Consider the following 15859-nt stretch of genomic DNA (forward strand, 5'->3'; position numbering starts at 1 on the left):
GCGACGACTTAATTAGTCGGCCACTGGATACTCAATTTCAGCATCAGCTTTAAGTGAGGCAACCACGGCACGATAATCAGCTTCGCTGTATTGAGGTGCTATACGCTGTTTAAGCGTATTGATTAGGTTGTCATTAATGCCTTCAGCTTTATTAACTTTATCCACAACAATAACCGCATAACCCGTCGCTAATGCTGCAGTATCAATTGTGACACTATTTTCAGCAGGAGCAGCAATCTTGAAGGCTTTGTTGGTGATAGCTTGGTCAATATCCTGATTAAAGCGACCTAATTTAGCTAACGTCGTCAATGAAGCACCTGTTAGCTTGTCATTTCCCGCTTTTAACTGAGCCATATATTCAGCAGCTTTGTCGCGAGCACCGTCATTCGCTTTATCTTGCTTCAAACGCTCAACAATACCTGCTTTGACTTCATCAAAGCTCATGACGCCAGCTGTTTGATGCTTTTTCATGCGGATAACCACTACATGGTTTGGCGCAAGTTCAATCACATCGCTGTTCAAACCACTTGCTAACACTTGGTCAGAAAATGCAGCTTTGATAAACTCAGGATTGTTAAATTTAGCTGGTACGTCATCACGCGAGAATAACTGCGTTGATTGTACTTTTGCATTAACTGCTTGCGCAGTTTCAGCTAAAGTATCAGGGATTTCGTAACTGGTATCAGCTAACTTAGTTTGTAAGCTATAAAACACATCTAAGGCTTTCTTTTCTTGTAGCTGAGCAACAATTTTCGCTTTAACATTTTCAAAAGCGGTTGCTTGGCTAGCTTGTAAATCAAGCAGCTTAATAATGTGGTAACCAAATTCACTTTTCACAATTGACGAGACTTGATCTTTTTGCAGTCCAAAAAGTGCTTCATCAAATGCAGGATCCATTACACCTTGTTCAAACCAATCTAACTTACCACCCTGTTGGGCACTAAGTTGATCATCAGAATCAGCTTTTGCTACATCAGCAAAATCTTCACCCGCTGTTAACTTGGCTTCAATGGCGTCAGCTTTAGCTTTATCTGCACTGTCATCATCAGTTGCGGCGACAAAAATATGCGCAGCAAGGCGTTTTTCAGCCGTTTGATATTGTGCTTTATTCTCTTCGTAATAAGTTTTCACTTCTTCATCAGAGGTTTCGCTGCTTTTAGCCATGTCAGCAACATTCAGTTCAACATACTCAAGGCTGACTTTTTCAGGACTCATGTATTGCGAAATATTAGCATCATAATAGCTTTGAGCTTCTTCGTCTGCGACTGACACTGTTGATAAAAACGGTGTTGAGTCGACGACTAAGTAGCGAATATCACGGGTTTGGCCTTGAACTTCTGCAAGCTGTTTAGCTTCGCCATCAAGAACAAACTCACTACCAACAAGCGCGTTTAATAACTGACGACGAGTCATATCTACACGCATCATGTTTCTAAAACTTGTGGTTTGATAACCTAGTTGACGCAGTACCGCAAGGTAGCGTTCATTATCAAATTGACCGTCAGTTTGAAATGCAGGCTCTTCGATAATCGCTTTCTTGATTTGCTCATCTGATACACGTAGGCCCAATTTGTTGGCTGCCTGGTCGATGAGTTTATCGGCAATTAAACGGTCCAATACACCTTGCTTAATTCCGTTCATGTAAGAGTCGTCAGCCGCTAATGCAGTAAACATTTCGCCTAGCTGTTGCTCAATACGCGAGCGTTCATTTTGAAAAGCCTGTTCAAGTTCGTTGGCGCCAATTTCGTCACCATTAACAACTGCAGCAGGTACACCCGTGTTAGAGCCTAAATAACTGCTCACACCGGCAAAAGCAAAAGAAAGTATCACAAGTACTAGAATTGTTTTAGCAACAATCCCCTGTGATCCTTCACGAATTTTTTCTAACATCTGAATTCTCGCTTGTTGCGATTAATAAAATAAAAAGGCGCATCACCTTGTGGATGCGCCTTATTGTAAATTATATGGAGTTATCAGACGCTACCACGGGTATGACCCAATACTCCCAATATGTATTATGCCTTGCATAACAATATTGCTTTTCGTAAAAAGCACCGCCTAAGCAGTGCTTGTATTACGAATGCCTTACAAAGGCCACGTTATTAACTACGAGTTAACAGCGTCTTTTAGCGCTTTGCCAGCTTTGAACGCTGGAATGTTCGCAGCAGCAATTTTAATTTCTTTACCCGTTTGTGGGTTACGGCCAGTACGTTCAGCACGTTGACGTACTTCAAATGTACCAAAACCAACTAGAGAAATCTTATCGCCATCTTTAAGACCTTCTGTCACAGCAGCGATAAAAGAATCTAGTGCGCGGCCTGCAGCAGCTTTAGAAATATCAGCACCAGATGCGATTTTCTCGATTAGTTCAGATTTGTTCATGTCATCCCCTTGAATGTTATTGTCGCGCCGCAACCAAATCTATGTTTAGAGCGGTCTGCGGAGGCTTTATTTTATAAGCTTGATAACACACCAAACTTAGTACGAAAACCAAAAAATGAAATTGGATACTGCTCAACGCCAGATGCCCCAAGGGCTTGGTGCGTCTGACTATCCACAAACCTAGGCTACCACAGGTCAGCGTTTTGTTAAGCCCCTTTTTTCATTTTTTTCATGCTCTACAGCAATTTTTTAACTAACAAGCTATTTTTTAACCACTTCAAAGCCTTCAACTGGTCGCTCAAGCGCCAATTTCAACACTTCATCTATCCAACGCACTGGATGAATGATTAAATCAGCAATCACATTTGCAGGAATCTCTTCCAGATCGCGTTCATTTTCTTGAGGAATTAATACATGTTTAATTCCACCGCGATGGGCTGCTAATAGCTTCTCTTTCAAACCACCAATGGGTAATACTTCACCACGTAAAGTAATTTCACCGGTCATTGCCACATCACTGCGCACAGGGTTACCCGTTAAGCTAGACACTAACGCAGTACACATTGCTGCGCCGGCTGAAGGACCGTCTTTTGGCGTAGCACCTTCTGGCACATGCACATGGATATCTCGTTTCTCATAAAAATCATTGTTAATACCAAGATTTTCAGCACGAGCACGTACCACTGTCATTGCAGCTTGAATCGATTCTTTCATCACATCGCCCAGCGAACCGGTATAGGTCAGTTTACCTTTACCTGCGACTGAGGTGGCTTCGATTGTTAATAAATCGCCGCCTACTTGAGTCCATGCAAGACCGGTCACTTGACCGATTTGGTTATTTGATTCGGCTTTGCCAAAATCAAAACGTTGCACACCAAGGAATGACTTTAAATTTTCCTGGTTAACTTCAACCACTTTGACCGTTTTATCAAGCAGGATATGCTTAACCACTTTACGACAAATCTTCGACAATTCACGTTCTAATGAACGCACGCCCGCTTCACGAGTGTAATAGCGAATAATGCCTAAAATAGCGCTGTCATCAACCTTGATTTCTTTTTCTTTAAGACCGTTACGTTCAATTTGCTTAGTCAGTAAATGCTTCTTAGCAATATTGAGTTTTTCATCTTCGGTATAACCCGATAAACGAATAACTTCCATACGGTCAAGTAAAGGGCCTGGAATATCCATTGAGTTTGACGTAGCAACGAACATCACATCTGATAAGTCATAATCAACTTCAAGATAATGATCGTTAAAGGTCGCATTCTGTTCAGGATCGAGTACTTCTAATAATGCTGATGATGGGTCACCACGCATATCAGAACTCATCTTGTCGATTTCATCGAGCAAGAACAATGGGTTTTTAACGCCCACTTTAGCCATCTTTTGAATGACTTTACCTGGCATAGAACCTATATAAGTACGACGATGACCACGAATTTCCGCTTCATCACGTACGCCGCCTAATGCAACACGAACATATTTACGGCCCGTTGCTTTAGCAATCGACTGGCCCAATGAGGTTTTACCTACACCTGGAGGTCCTACTAAACACAAAATAGGCCCTTTAAGCTGCTTAACTCGGCTTTGAACCGCTAAATACTCAAGAATACGTTCTTTGACTTTTTCAAGCCCATGATGATCGGTGTCGAGTACTTCTTGCGCTTTGGCCAAATCACGCTTTATTTTAGAGCGTTGTTTCCAAGGTACCGCTGTCATCCAGTCTACATAGCTGCGCACAACCGTGGCTTCTGCTGACATAGGCGACATCATTTTGAGTTTGTTTAACTCAGCAGTGGCTTTTTCTTTGGCGTCGCTTGGCATGCCAGCTTCTTCAATCTTACGCGCCAACACTTCAAATTCGTCATGACTTTCGTCAATATCGCCTAGCTCTTTTTGAATGGCTTTCATTTGCTCATTCAAATAGTATTCGCGCTGACTTTTTTCCATCTGTTTTTTAACACGAGTACGGATTCGTTTTTCGACATGAAGCAAGTCAATTTCCGATTCCATCATCGCCATTAAATATTCCAGACGCTCACCGACATTGATCATCTCAAGGACAGATTGTTTGTCTTCAAGCTTCAATGGCATATGTGCAGCCATGGTATCTGCCAAACGAGCTGCTTCATCAATGCCCGACAATGAAGTTAATACTTCAGGTGGGATTTTTTTATTTAACTTGATGTAGCCTTCAAATTGACCAATAGCACTGCGAACCAACACCTCTTCTTCTTTTTCACTTAACTCTTGTGATTCGAGGTATTCAGCTGTGGCGGCAAAGAATTCTTCTTCTTGGGTGTATTTCTTGATTTTGGCACGCTGGCCACCTTCAACTAATACTTTTACCGTGCCATCAGGTAATTTAAGCAATTGTAAAATAGAGGCAACGGTACCAATATCGAAAATATCGTCTTTGGTAGGTTCGTCAAGATCAGCATCTCGCTGAGCGACTAATAAAATTTGCTTGTCTTGTTCCATTGCCGATTCTAGGCAACGAATAGATTTTTCCCGTCCCACGAATAGCGGAATTACCATATGCGGGTAAACTACCACATCTCGCAGTGGTAATACGGGGAGTTCGATATGCGCTTCACGCTCTTTAGTCATGGCTCGATTCCGTTTAATGAAATTGACTTATTACTGAGTATATTGGGGTGATGTTATCAGTTTCAATGGCTAATACGAAAAAAGGAGCCCAATGGACTCCTTATTTTTCAACTTCCTGACTATCAGTGCAATTATTGCTCGCCTGAAGCAGCCTGTGTCTCAGTGTTTTCATAAATCAAAATAGGGGCTGACTCGCCTTTCACTACTGATTCATCAACAACAGCTTTAATCACGCCTTGTGTCGACGGAATATCATACATTGTATCAAGCAAGATGCTTTCAACAATAGAACGTAATCCGCGAGCACCGGTTTTACGTGACATTGCTTTTTGAGCGATGGCTTGTAATGCATCATCACGGAATTCAAGTTCGACATCTTCCATCTCAAATAATGCACTATATTGCTTAGTTAATGCGTTTTTAGGTTCAGATAGAATTTGTACTAATGCAGCTTCATCTAACTCAGTTAGCGTAGCAACAACAGGTAAACGACCAATAAACTCAGGGATTAAACCAAACTTCACTAAATCACCAGGCTCTACTTGGCTAAGAATTTGTGAAATAGTCGCTTTATCCGCTTCGCCTTTTACTTCTGCACCAAAGCCAATTCCGGTTCCAGTGTGTGCACGTTGCTCAATGACTTTTTCAAGTCCAGCAAACGCACCACCACAGATGAACAGAATTTTAGAGGTATCCACTTGCAAGAATTCTTGTTGTGGATGCTTACGTCCGCCCTGTGGCGGAACAGAAGCAACGGTGCCTTCAATTAACTTAAGCAGCGCCTGCTGAACACCTTCACCCGATACATCACGAGTAATTGAAGGATTGTCAGATTTACGACTGATTTTGTCAATTTCATCAATATAGACGATACCGCGTTCCGCTTTCTCAACGTCGTAATCACATTTTTGCAGTAGCTTCTGAATGATGTTTTCAACATCTTCACCCACATAACCTGCTTCGGTTAGTGTGGTTGCATCTGCCATAGCAAAAGGAACATTAAGTGAGCGAGCCAACGTTTCAGCCAATAGAGTTTTACCACTACCGGTTGGGCCTAATAGTAAAATGTTACTTTTACCTAGCTCTACACCATCTTTGATAGCGCCATTACGTAAACGCTTATAATGATTGTATACCGCTACGGCTAACACTTTCTTAGCCTGATCCTGACCGATTACGTAGTCATCAAGATGCTTGCGTAACTCATGCGGTGTCGGCAATTTGTCTTCATCACGTTTAGGTGAAATCTCTTTGATTTCTTCACGGATAATGTCATTACATAAATCAACACATTCGTCACATACATAAACTGATGGACCAGCAATGAGTTTTCTGACTTCATGCTGACTTTTTCCGCAAAAAGAGCAGTACAGCAGTTTGCCGCTGTCACCGTTATTTTTGTTATCGCCCATTATTCTACCTCTGTTTACAACTTAGGTTGAACCTAAGCCCTGCTTGTAGATACTTATCATAACCACATTGATGACTGAACGCCTTTCAATACAGAATACCTGAAAGTATCTAGAAAATCAGCTACCAGTTTTAGCCGCGACTAGTGAGTAATGAATCGACAATACCATACTCAACAGCTTGAGTAGCACTCATGAAGTTATCACGGTCGGTATCGCGTTCAATAATATCTAAAGGCTGGCCAGTATGTTCCGCTAACATTTGGTTTAATTTATTTTTAATACCAAGAATTTCTTTTGCATGAATTGCTATGTCTGATGCTTGACCTTGGAAGCCACCTAATGGCTGATGGATCATCACACGAGAGTTAGGTAAGCAATGACGTTTACCTTTAGCACCACCAGCTAGCAAAAATGCGCCCATACTCGCAGCTTGACCCATACATACGGTACTCACATTAGGCTTAATGAACTGCATTGTGTCATAAATAGCCATGCCAGCTGTGACAGAGCCACCAGGTGAGTTAATGTACAAATATATATCTTTATCTGGGCTTTCAGACTCAAGGAATAATAATTGAGCAACAATGAGGTTAGCCATGTGTTCTTCTACCTGGCCAACTAAAAAGATCACTCGCTCTTTTAATAGGCGAGAGTAGATATCATAAGAACGTTCACCTTTCGCTGTTTGTTCAACAACCATTGGAACAAGAGCGTTGAGTACTGATTCTGGTGCATTATGCATTATTCATTTCCCTAAAATAAAAATGGCCCGCATGAGGAACCTCATACGAGCCATTATAAATGGCGAACGACCTGTTAAGTCAAGCTTAGCTTACGCTCGTCCGGTAGCCTTGTTCATAAATTCTTCAAAAGCAACGTCTTTAACGGTTACTTTTGATGATTTTAACAATGCTTCCACCGCTTGCTCTTCAAGCGCTACGTTGCGCATGTTTTGCATGAGTTCTTTGTTTGAGTTGTAGTATGAAACAACTTCAGATGGATCTTCATACGCTGAAGCCATAGATTCGATCAATGTATTAACACGATCATCTTCTGCTTTTAGCTCGTTTGTCTTGATCACTTCGCCTAATAGCAAACCAATTTTAACACGACGCTCAGCTTGTTCAGTGAAAAGTTCAGCCGGAAGTTCAGGCATATTTTCAGTTTGACCACCAAAACGCTGCATAGCTTGTTGACGAAGCACATTCACTTCACCCTCAACAAGTGCTTTAGGAATAGCGATATCGTTTGCTGCTAGTAAACCCGTAATAACCTGCTCTTTCACATTCGCTTTTAACGCCTGCTCAAGTTCACGAGTCATGTTTTTACGGATTTCAGCTTTAAGTGCATCTAAGCCACCTTCAGCAATACCAAACAATGACGCAAATTCATCATTCACTTCTGGTAGGTTAGCCGCTTGAACTTCAGTCAACGTAATAACGAACTTAGCCGCTTTACCTTTCAAGTTTTCAGCATGGTAATCTTCAGGGAAAGTCACTTCGATTTCGAATTCATCACCTGTTTTATGCCCTACGATACCGGTTTCAAAACCAGGGATCATACGGTTGCTGCCTAATTGAAGTTCGAAATCATCAGCTTTTCCGCCTTCGAATTCTTCGCCATCAATAGAACCAATAAAGTTCATTTTAACTTTATCGTCAGCAACTGCTGCACGTTCAACAGGTGCAAAAGTTGCATGTTGTTTACGTAATGTTTCAATCATAACATCAACGTCAGCATCATTAACTTCAGCTTTAGGCTGTTCAACTGCAATGCTATCTAAACCCGTTAGGACAACTTCTGGGTAGATTTCAAATGTTGCAACGAATTCAAAAGAATCACCTTCAGTTGAACCAGGAGTAAATACTGGCGCACCTGCAGGGTTTAACTTTTCAGCTACGATAGCTTCAATAAAGTTGCGTTGCATCACTTCACCAGTGATGTCTTGACGAATGGCTTTGCCATAACGCTTGTTGATTTCGCCGATAGGCACTTTACCTGGGCGGAAACCTGGAAGACGAGCACGCTTAGCTTCGCGCAATACATTGTCTTTAACCAATTTCTCGATTTGCTCAGCAGGTACAGAAATAGTTAGGCGACGCTCTAGGCCTTGAGTTGTTTCAACAGAAACTTGCATTGTTTTACCTCGAAATATGTCTGACGTTCTTTGTAATGGTCGACAACTCAACCATTCGATATTCGTTTCTTGACCATGAATTTAGCTCTGATACCCAGCACAGCGATATTATTGATGCTGAAGACGCTGTTGGTACAGATAGCTTATTTTTGATATTTATCAAGACGCGACATTATAGCTACCGTTTTTAACAGAGTCGAGCCTGAAAAGGTCGATTTACATGATAAAAAAGCCGACTTATGTTCAATTTTGATGTGTTTGCACGTTTAATGTGCGAAATGAGTTTTTGACTTACGCTCAAAAAGCTTAGCAGCAAAACAATTATCGTGACTAAACCAAACCTATCACACCCATTAAAGGGTATTTATACGATAATTTGATTTAATCAGAAAAATGGGGTGACTGATGGGGCTCGAACCCACGACAACCGGAATCACAATCCGGGACTCTACCAACTGAGCTACAATCACCATTGAAATGGTACACCCGGCAGGATTCGAACCTGCGACCACCCGCTTAGAAGGCGGGTGCTCTATCCAACTGAGCTACGGGCGCATGGTTACAGTTAGATACTGCATCCTGTCTGGCTGAACAAGTTTACTTGTTCTGTTACTCACTGCAAGAGCAAATAACATTAATTTGGTCGGTGATAGAGGATTCGAACCTCTGACCCTCTCGTCCCAAACGAGATGCGCTACCGGGCTGCGCTAATCACCGAAAATCTTACGTTGTTTTCGAAACACATATTATCTATAAACAATAACGATGTTGTCCCGAGAACGGAGCGCATATTAACGAGTCACTTTGCTATCGTCAACGATTTTTTTAACCCTAAATGCTATATGTCGAATTTAACAGCAAAAATCGTGATTAGCATCATAGCGCGAATAGTTTATTCACTGTATTTTCCACGTCTAGCAAATGACACCCTTCAATACGCCTGCTAGAATAACGGCCGATCGACAATTGACTTCAACACCTGCGTCACTCAAAGGAAACTCTACAGCCATGACTGCTCAAATTATTGACGGTAAAGCCATTGCACAATCTATTCGCACCACACTAAAACAAAAAGTAACACAACGTAGACAAGCTGGATTTCGCGCACCAGGACTTGCGGTTATTTTAGTGGGCAGTGATGCCGCATCTCAAGTCTATGTTGGTAGTAAACGCAAAGCTTGTGAGGAAGTCGGTTTTGAATCTCAATCTTTTGACCTAGACACCGAGACAACCGAAGCAGAGCTATTAGCGCTAATCGATGAGTGCAATGCCAATCCAAGCATTGATGGGATTTTAGTACAACTGCCTTTGCCCGCTCATATTGATGATTCAAAAGTCATTGAACGTATTCGCCCAGATAAAGATGTTGATGGTTTTCATCCCTATAATGTTGGCCGTTTAGCTCAACGCATCCCAGTGCTCCGCTCTTGTACGCCGATGGGTATTATGACGTTGATCAAATCAACCGGTATAGATACCTATGGTCTTGATGCTACTGTGGTAGGTGCGTCGAATATTGTTGGCCGCCCAATGACACTAGAATTATTATTAGCCGGTTGCACAACAACAACCTGTCATCGTTTTACCAAAAACTTAGAACAAAAAGTACGTCAAGCAGATTTATTAGTCGTTGCCGTTGGCAAACCTGGATTTATTCCTGGTGACTGGATCAAACCGGGCGCGATTGTTATTGATGTTGGTATCAATCGTTTGGAGAACGGCAGTTTAGTGGGTGATGTTGAATTTAATGTTGCCGCTGAAAAGGCTGCATTTATTACGCCGGTTCCTGGTGGAGTTGGCCCAATGACGATAGCAAGTTTATTAGAGAACACCCTATACGCATGCGAGCAGTATCATAGTTAACTAAAATCACTGTTAATTAAATCTCAGATAAGCGAACCTTGCTGATTAGTAACAAAAAAGCCTGCTATTGCAGGCTTTTGTTTTTATACTTGAAGTAAACTACTTTTTACGCCATGTCGTGCCGCTAGGGCCGCCATCTTCTAACTCAACGCCTAACTCGTTTAAGCGATCGCGGGCCACATCCGCTGCTGGCCAATCTTTTTCAGTACGGGCACGGTTACGCTCAACGATAAGCGCTTCAATTTCTGCCACTTCATCGTCACTGCCCTCCCCCTTAAAGAAAGCTTCTGGCGTCTGGCTGATAAGGCCAAGCACATCTGCTAATTGCTTCAAGCTGACACCTAATGCCGATGCCTCTGCCATATCGGTTGTTTTAAGACGATTGATTTCACGTACCATCTCAAATAACACGGAATAGGCTTCAGGAGTATTAAAGTCATCATCCATTGCCGACTTAAACTTGGCTACAAACGCTTCAGCAGGCGCAGCATCAACTGTTAAGTCTAAACCTTTAAGCGCAGTGTATAAACGCTCTAGCGCTGCACGAGCTTGCTTTAAATTGTCTTCAGAATAATTTAACTGACTACGATAATGACCAGATAATAAGAAGTAACGTACAGTTTCAGCATCATAATGCTTAAGCACATCTCGAATGGTAAAAAAATTGTCCAGTGATTTAGACATTTTTTCACGGTCAACCATCACCATTCCGGTGTGCATCCAGTAATTAACATACGGGGTATCGTGAGCACAGCAAGACTGTGCAATTTCATTTTCATGATGTGGAAACTGTAAATCAGACCCGCCACCATGAATGTCAAAGTGTAAACCTAGATGTTTACTGTTCATGGCTGAACACTCAATGTGCCAACCTGGGCGACCTGGTCCCCAAGGTGATTCCCACGTTGGTTCACCCGGTTTAGACATTTTCCATAACACAAAATCCATAGGATTGCGTTTAGCATTATCTATCTCAACGCGAGCACCGGCTTGAAGCTGGTCTAGGTTTTGACCTGACAACTGTCCGTACTCAGGGAATGATGCAACGCTAAATAATACATCCCCATTACTGGCTACGTAAGCATGATCGCGATCGAGTAAACGCTGAACCATATCGATAATTTCTTCAATATGTAACGTTGCTCGAGGCTCAAAATCTGGACGTTTCATGTTCAAGGCATCAAAATCTTGGTGCATTTCGGCGATCAAACGCTCAGTTAGCGACTCACAAGATTCGTTGTTTTCAGCCGCCCGTTTGATAATTTTGTCATCAACATCGGTAATGTTGCGCTGAAAATTCACCTCATAACCGATATAACGTAAATAACGCACTATCATGTCAAACGAAACAAAGGTACGCCCATGACCAATATGACATAAATCGTAAATGGTTACGCCACAGACGTACATTCCGATTTTACCTGGATTTATTGGTTTAAATTCTTGTTTATCACGGCTAATACTATTGTAAATCTTTAACATCGATTGTTCTCTTTTACACTAATTTATAACGGGAAATGTTATCGCTGAGTCTAACATGATGTCACCTGTTTTGAACACTGCACTTTATGCGGCAGTTAAGATAAGTTAGAATCGCGCAAATTATTATTTTCAAGTGAGACAACATGATTACTTTACATACCAATATGGGCGATATTACTTTACAGCTAAATGAAGAAAAAGCGCCAATTACAGCGGCTAACTTTATGCAGTATGTTGAAGATGGTTTTTTCGAGGGTACTATTTTTCACCGTGTTATTGACGGTTTTATGATCCAAGGTGGTGGTTTCACTGAAGATATGAGCCAGAAAAGTGTTAAAGCATCAATCAAAAATGAAGCCAACAATGGTTTATCTAACCGTAAAGGCACAGTTGCCATGGCGCGTACTTCTGATCCGCACTCAGCAACAGCACAGTTTTTCGTTAACGTAAAAGACAATACTTTCCTTGATTTTAAATCAGAAACTTCACAGGGCTGGGGTTATTGTGTATTTGGTGAAGTGGTTGAAGGCTTAGACATTATTGAAACAATCAAAAATGTTGCCACTGGTAATAATGGTATGCATCAAGATGTACCATTAGAAGCCATTGTGATCAAAAGCGTTAGCGTTAAAGCGTAATTTTGAAGAAAACAATCTTTGTAGGCGATTTGCACTTAAGTGCAGATCGCCCAGATATTACTCAAGCCTTCATCTATTTCCTAAACCATGGTTTAGACAATACTGAAGCGCTTTATATCATCGGCGATCTATTCGAAGTTTGGATGGGTGATGATATTGCAGAATCCTTTACCATTGCCATCGCAGAAGCAATCAAAACAGTATCGAATTCAATACCTGTATATTTTACTCATGGTAATCGTGACTTTATGGTTGACAAACAATTTTGCCTACGAGCGGGCATGAAAATATTGCCCGAAGTGTATTGTATCAACTTGTACGGTGTTAACACTGTGATTTTACACGGTGATAGCCTTTGTACCCTTGATATTGCTTATCAGCGATTCAGACGCTTTCGAAGTCTTGATATAGTGCGTTGGGTTTACTCCCACCTACCTAAAAAGACACGCTTAAACATTGCGGCAAAAATTCGTCAAAAAAGTGTTCAAGGTAATCAACAAAAACATTACGAAATCATGGATGTTGAGTCAAGTGCTGTTACTGCGCTATTGGCAAGTACTGGTTGTCAAAGAATGATCCATGGTCATACTCATCGCCCAGCTATTCATCAACTCACCGCACAAGAACAACGTGTTGTGGTCGGTGATTGGTATACTCAGGGCAGCGTGCTAAACGTCAGCGAGAAAGGTTGCGAGTTAGTAACATTGCCCTTTTCTGAAACAAACTAGGCTCACTAAACAGTATCAACGTTGATATCATCAGTGAGTCTTGGTTTATATCGCGCACTTGTTGGTTATTGTGGCGGTAAACCGCTGTGAAAACGAAACTCGCTATCTTCTGTCAAAATTAATTCCATTTCTTTGTTGCGAAAATAATCAATCCGTTCACTGATATCTTCACCTGCAATATCCTCAGCAAGAGCCAAATAGTCTTGAAAATGTCGAGCTTCTGAACGAAGTAATGAAGTATAAAACTTGGCGAGCTCATCATCTAAGTGCGGCGCAAGTTTGGCAAATCGTTCACATGAACGCGCTTCAATAAACGCACCAATTATTAACTTATCAATTAACGTAAGTGGCTCATGAGTCCGCATATGAATAATTAACTGTTTGGCGTAACGACCAGCACGAATATTACTGTAATCGATGCCACGCGCAGTCATAATTTGTAAAACTTGTTCAAAGTGATGAAACTCTTCTTTAATCAAACGCACCATTTTACTCATTAAATCAGTGCTATTAGTGAGACTTTTATTGGCCAATAATTCACTAGTGATGTCATTCTTTTTGCTATCTCGAGTTAAAAATTCGTGAGCATTTCGGTCTTGTTGATAAACGAAATCTTCATAAGGCTTTGCCCAGGTCTTTAATAGATGTGAACTACTTTTATCAATCGCATATTTGCGGATCATTAACATTGCAGTTTGTGCAGCTTTAAGTTCATATAGTGAATAGATGTGCATATATAACTAAAAGAAATAACATAGACTCTATAGGTATTACTGGGTCGGTCGGAAATTTTTCAAATCGGATAGCATCATTTGGGCTCAATGGATGAGCTAAATTCTAAATAAGGATATTGTTATGCAAAGCATCAAAAACTTTTTGTCGACAAAACTCGCACCTAAAAAGAAACAACAAGAACAAGTGCAAGTGCAAGAACAAGTGCAAGAACAAGTGCAAGAACAAGTGCAAGAACAAGTGCAAGAACAAGTGCAAGAACAAGTGCAAGAACAAGTGCAAGTGCAAGTGCAAGAACAAGTGCAAGTGCAAGTGCAAGAACAAGTGCAAGAACAAGTGCAAGAACAAGTGCAAGAACAAGTGCAAGTGCAAGAACAAGATTCCTGGCCTGATCCTGTCGAAATAAAAAAACACCACACTATCGTTGACTTATTCACTAAAGAATATCTGCCGCCATGCATTCAAGAGTTTGTATTCTCAACAGCAAAACGTCTCAATAATGCACCCGCAGAATTCGTAGCGGTTTCTTGTTTGGTTTCAGCGGCATCATTAATCGGCGGTAGCGCTGTGATTCAACCGAAGCGTGAAGACACAGCTTGGATTTTAATTCCGACGCTCTGGGGAGCATTAGTCGGTGGCCCTTCTGTGATGAAAACGCCTGCGATGGAAGCAGGAGTGTCGCTGATTCCGAAAATTGATAAGACTGAAAACGATGTAAAGCGAACCATCGTGGTAAATGATGTAACACCAGAAAGCTTGGCTATTAATCTAGCAAGTAATCCTAATGGCATAATGTTAAGCAGAGATGAACTTGCAGGCTGGCTAATAAATTTAGATAAAGAAGAAAGAGCAGCAGAACGCGCATTTTATCTTCAAGCATTTAATGGTTCTGGTAGCTTTGTTCAAGATAGAGTTTCACGAGATAGAATTGAAGTAGAGCCTTTGATTGTATCCGTTTTAGGCGGTATTCAACCTAGTTTGCTAATGCCTTTACTGACTGCTAGAAATGAAGGTCGATCTAACGATGGCTTATTTGAACGCATGCAGCTAATGGTTTTCCCAGATTATAAACCAGAATATGTAGATATTGCTCCGGATCAAGTAGTACAAACTAAAACTAAAAGCATTTTCAGTTTCTTAAGTACATTTAGTGAGAACAACCACAATAAACGCTTCACGTTCAATAATGAAGCTCATGATCTCTGGCGAGAATATGCTCAAAAAACAATTTGCAGAGCGCATTCTTCTGAAGATGGATTGATTCAAGGCCTGCTTGGGAAATATCCAGCTCTTTGCGCTAAATTAGCACTGATATTTCATCTAATGTCTCAAACAGATCATGATAACGTAATTTTTATCATTGATGCTGAGCATGTTCGTCGCTCTATCTTGTGGATGTCATTACTTGAATCGCACTATCAGCGGCTCATGCATTTTACAAGTAATGTCAATATAGACACTGCTACAAATGCACTAATAGAGAAGCTAGCACATTTACCAGAAACTTTTAACAAGCGAGATTTGGCAAGAAAGTGTTGGAAAAATCTAGGGACTGAAAAAGATCGCGAAATAGCATTAGAACGCTTAGTTGAACATGGATATCTACGAGTATCAAAAGTGAGTCCTAATAACCGACTGAAGACGACTTATACCATTCACCCCTCATTCAGAGCTTAGTACTATATAAAATCACTGACATTACTGACACTAATTGACTTTTGTCAGTAATGTCAGTGATTATCTTCGGGTCGCCCCATCTTCTAAACCTACTTGCCTCATCAGCATATCGGATAGACATACAGAGCCCTATGGCTTTATTCATGACCACTACACTCGGCCCTTTCATCAAGACATCAACCCAGCAAAGCCTTC

General features: G+C 41.2%; 12 protein-coding genes and 3 tRNA genes. 4 read left to right on the forward strand and 11 right to left on the reverse strand.

Features of this window, described 5'->3' with window-relative positions:
* Window positions 1-12: 12 nt before the first annotated feature.
* From SFRI_RS13290 to SFRI_RS13330, 9 genes are all read right to left on the reverse strand, one after another.
* Complete coding sequence (locus SFRI_RS13290; RefSeq protein WP_011638042.1) at window positions 13-1890, reverse strand: SurA N-terminal domain-containing protein; 1878 nt, start codon at window positions 1888-1890, stop codon at window positions 13-15.
* Window positions 1891-2106: 216 nt separating this feature from the next.
* Window positions 2107-2382, reverse strand: coding sequence for a nucleoid-associated protein HU-beta (gene hupB, locus SFRI_RS13295; protein ID WP_011638043.1), 276 nt, complete (start codon window positions 2380-2382; stop codon window positions 2107-2109).
* 261 nt (window positions 2383-2643) lie between these two features.
* Entirely contained in the window at window positions 2644-4995 is a 2352-nt protein-coding gene (lon, locus tag SFRI_RS13300; protein ID WP_011638044.1) for an endopeptidase La, read from the reverse strand.
* Window positions 4996-5126: 131 nt separating this feature from the next.
* Window positions 5127-6407 (reverse strand): ATP-dependent protease ATP-binding subunit ClpX, encoded by a 1281-nt coding sequence (gene clpX, locus SFRI_RS13305; protein ID WP_011638045.1) that lies wholly within the window; start codon window positions 6405-6407, stop codon window positions 5127-5129.
* Between the two features lie 130 nt (window positions 6408-6537).
* Window positions 6538-7149, reverse strand: coding sequence for an ATP-dependent Clp endopeptidase proteolytic subunit ClpP (gene clpP, locus SFRI_RS13310; RefSeq protein WP_011638046.1), 612 nt, complete (start codon window positions 7147-7149; stop codon window positions 6538-6540).
* A 90-nt stretch (window positions 7150-7239) separates the two neighbouring features.
* Window positions 7240-8544, reverse strand: coding sequence for a trigger factor (gene tig, locus SFRI_RS13315; protein ID WP_011638047.1), 1305 nt, complete (start codon window positions 8542-8544; stop codon window positions 7240-7242).
* A 394-nt stretch (window positions 8545-8938) separates the two neighbouring features.
* Window positions 8939-9014, reverse strand: a tRNA-His gene (locus SFRI_RS13320).
* Between the two features lie 8 nt (window positions 9015-9022).
* Window positions 9023-9099, reverse strand: a tRNA-Arg gene (locus SFRI_RS13325).
* Window positions 9100-9184: 85 nt separating this feature from the next.
* A tRNA-Pro gene (locus SFRI_RS13330) sits at window positions 9185-9261 on the reverse strand.
* 291 nt (window positions 9262-9552) lie between these two features.
* Between SFRI_RS13330 and folD the strand changes: the two genes are divergently transcribed.
* Window positions 9553-10407 carry a bifunctional methylenetetrahydrofolate dehydrogenase/methenyltetrahydrofolate cyclohydrolase FolD gene (gene folD, locus SFRI_RS13335; RefSeq protein WP_011638048.1) on the forward strand — a complete coding sequence of 285 codons (855 nt, stop codon included), beginning with the start codon at window positions 9553-9555 and terminating at the stop codon, window positions 10405-10407.
* A gap of 99 nt (window positions 10408-10506) precedes the next feature.
* On the opposite strand, the gene cysS is transcribed toward folD, so the two are convergent.
* On the reverse strand, window positions 10507-11889 hold the full coding sequence (cysS, locus tag SFRI_RS13340) for a cysteine--tRNA ligase (protein ID WP_011638049.1): 1383 nt from the start codon (window positions 11887-11889) through the stop codon (window positions 10507-10509).
* Window positions 11890-12032: 143 nt separating this feature from the next.
* Between cysS and SFRI_RS13345 the strand changes: the two genes are divergently transcribed.
* Window positions 12033-12527: a peptidylprolyl isomerase gene (locus SFRI_RS13345; protein ID WP_011638050.1), complete on the forward strand. Its 495-nt coding sequence runs from the start codon at window positions 12033-12035 to the stop codon at window positions 12525-12527.
* Between the two features lie 2 nt (window positions 12528-12529).
* The gene (locus tag SFRI_RS13350; RefSeq protein WP_011638051.1) at window positions 12530-13255 is read left to right on the forward strand and encodes a UDP-2,3-diacylglucosamine diphosphatase; all 726 of its coding nucleotides are present in this window, start codon (window positions 12530-12532) and stop codon (window positions 13253-13255) included.
* Window positions 13256-13320: 65 nt separating this feature from the next.
* On the opposite strand, the gene miaE is transcribed toward SFRI_RS13350, so the two are convergent.
* The gene (gene miaE, locus SFRI_RS13355; RefSeq protein ID WP_011638052.1) at window positions 13321-13989 is read right to left on the reverse strand and encodes a tRNA isopentenyl-2-thiomethyl-A-37 hydroxylase MiaE; all 669 of its coding nucleotides are present in this window, start codon (window positions 13987-13989) and stop codon (window positions 13321-13323) included.
* A 121-nt stretch (window positions 13990-14110) separates the two neighbouring features.
* Here miaE and SFRI_RS21040 point away from each other — a divergent pair, with 121 nt between their 5' ends.
* Entirely contained in the window at window positions 14111-15664 is a 1554-nt protein-coding gene (locus SFRI_RS21040; RefSeq protein WP_011638053.1) for a DUF3987 domain-containing protein, read from the forward strand.
* Window positions 15665-15859 lie beyond the last annotated feature (195 nt).

This window comes from Shewanella frigidimarina NCIMB 400 (assembly GCF_000014705.1).
Lineage (GTDB): Bacteria > Pseudomonadota > Gammaproteobacteria > Enterobacterales > Shewanellaceae > Shewanella > Shewanella frigidimarina.

Bases quoted from the DNA above. Each gene is read 5' to 3' on its own strand.
- SFRI_RS13290 (WP_011638042.1), bottom strand. From the start codon at position 1,890: ATGTTAGAAAAAATTCGTGAAGGATCACAGGGGATTGTTGCTAAAACA.
- hupB (WP_011638043.1), bottom strand. From the start codon at position 2,382: ATGAACAAATCTGAACTAATCGAGAAAATCGCATCTGGTGCTGATATT.
- lon (WP_011638044.1), bottom strand. From the start codon at position 4,995: ATGACTAAAGAGCGTGAAGCGCATATCGAACTCCCCGTATTACCACTG.
- clpX (WP_011638045.1), bottom strand. From the start codon at position 6,407: ATGGGCGATAACAAAAATAACGGTGACAGCGGCAAACTGCTGTACTGC.
- clpP (WP_011638046.1), bottom strand. From the start codon at position 7,149: ATGCATAATGCACCAGAATCAGTACTCAACGCTCTTGTTCCAATGGTT.
- tig (WP_011638047.1), bottom strand. From the start codon at position 8,544: ATGCAAGTTTCTGTTGAAACAACTCAAGGCCTAGAGCGTCGCCTAACT.
- folD (WP_011638048.1), top strand. From the start codon at position 9,553: ATGACTGCTCAAATTATTGACGGTAAAGCCATTGCACAATCTATTCGC.
- cysS (WP_011638049.1), bottom strand. From the start codon at position 11,889: ATGTTAAAGATTTACAATAGTATTAGCCGTGATAAACAAGAATTTAAA.
- SFRI_RS13345 (WP_011638050.1), top strand. From the start codon at position 12,033: ATGATTACTTTACATACCAATATGGGCGATATTACTTTACAGCTAAAT.
- miaE (WP_011638052.1), bottom strand. From the start codon at position 13,989: ATGCACATCTATTCACTATATGAACTTAAAGCTGCACAAACTGCAATG.
- SFRI_RS21040 (WP_011638053.1), top strand. From the start codon at position 14,111: ATGCAAAGCATCAAAAACTTTTTGTCGACAAAACTCGCACCTAAAAAG.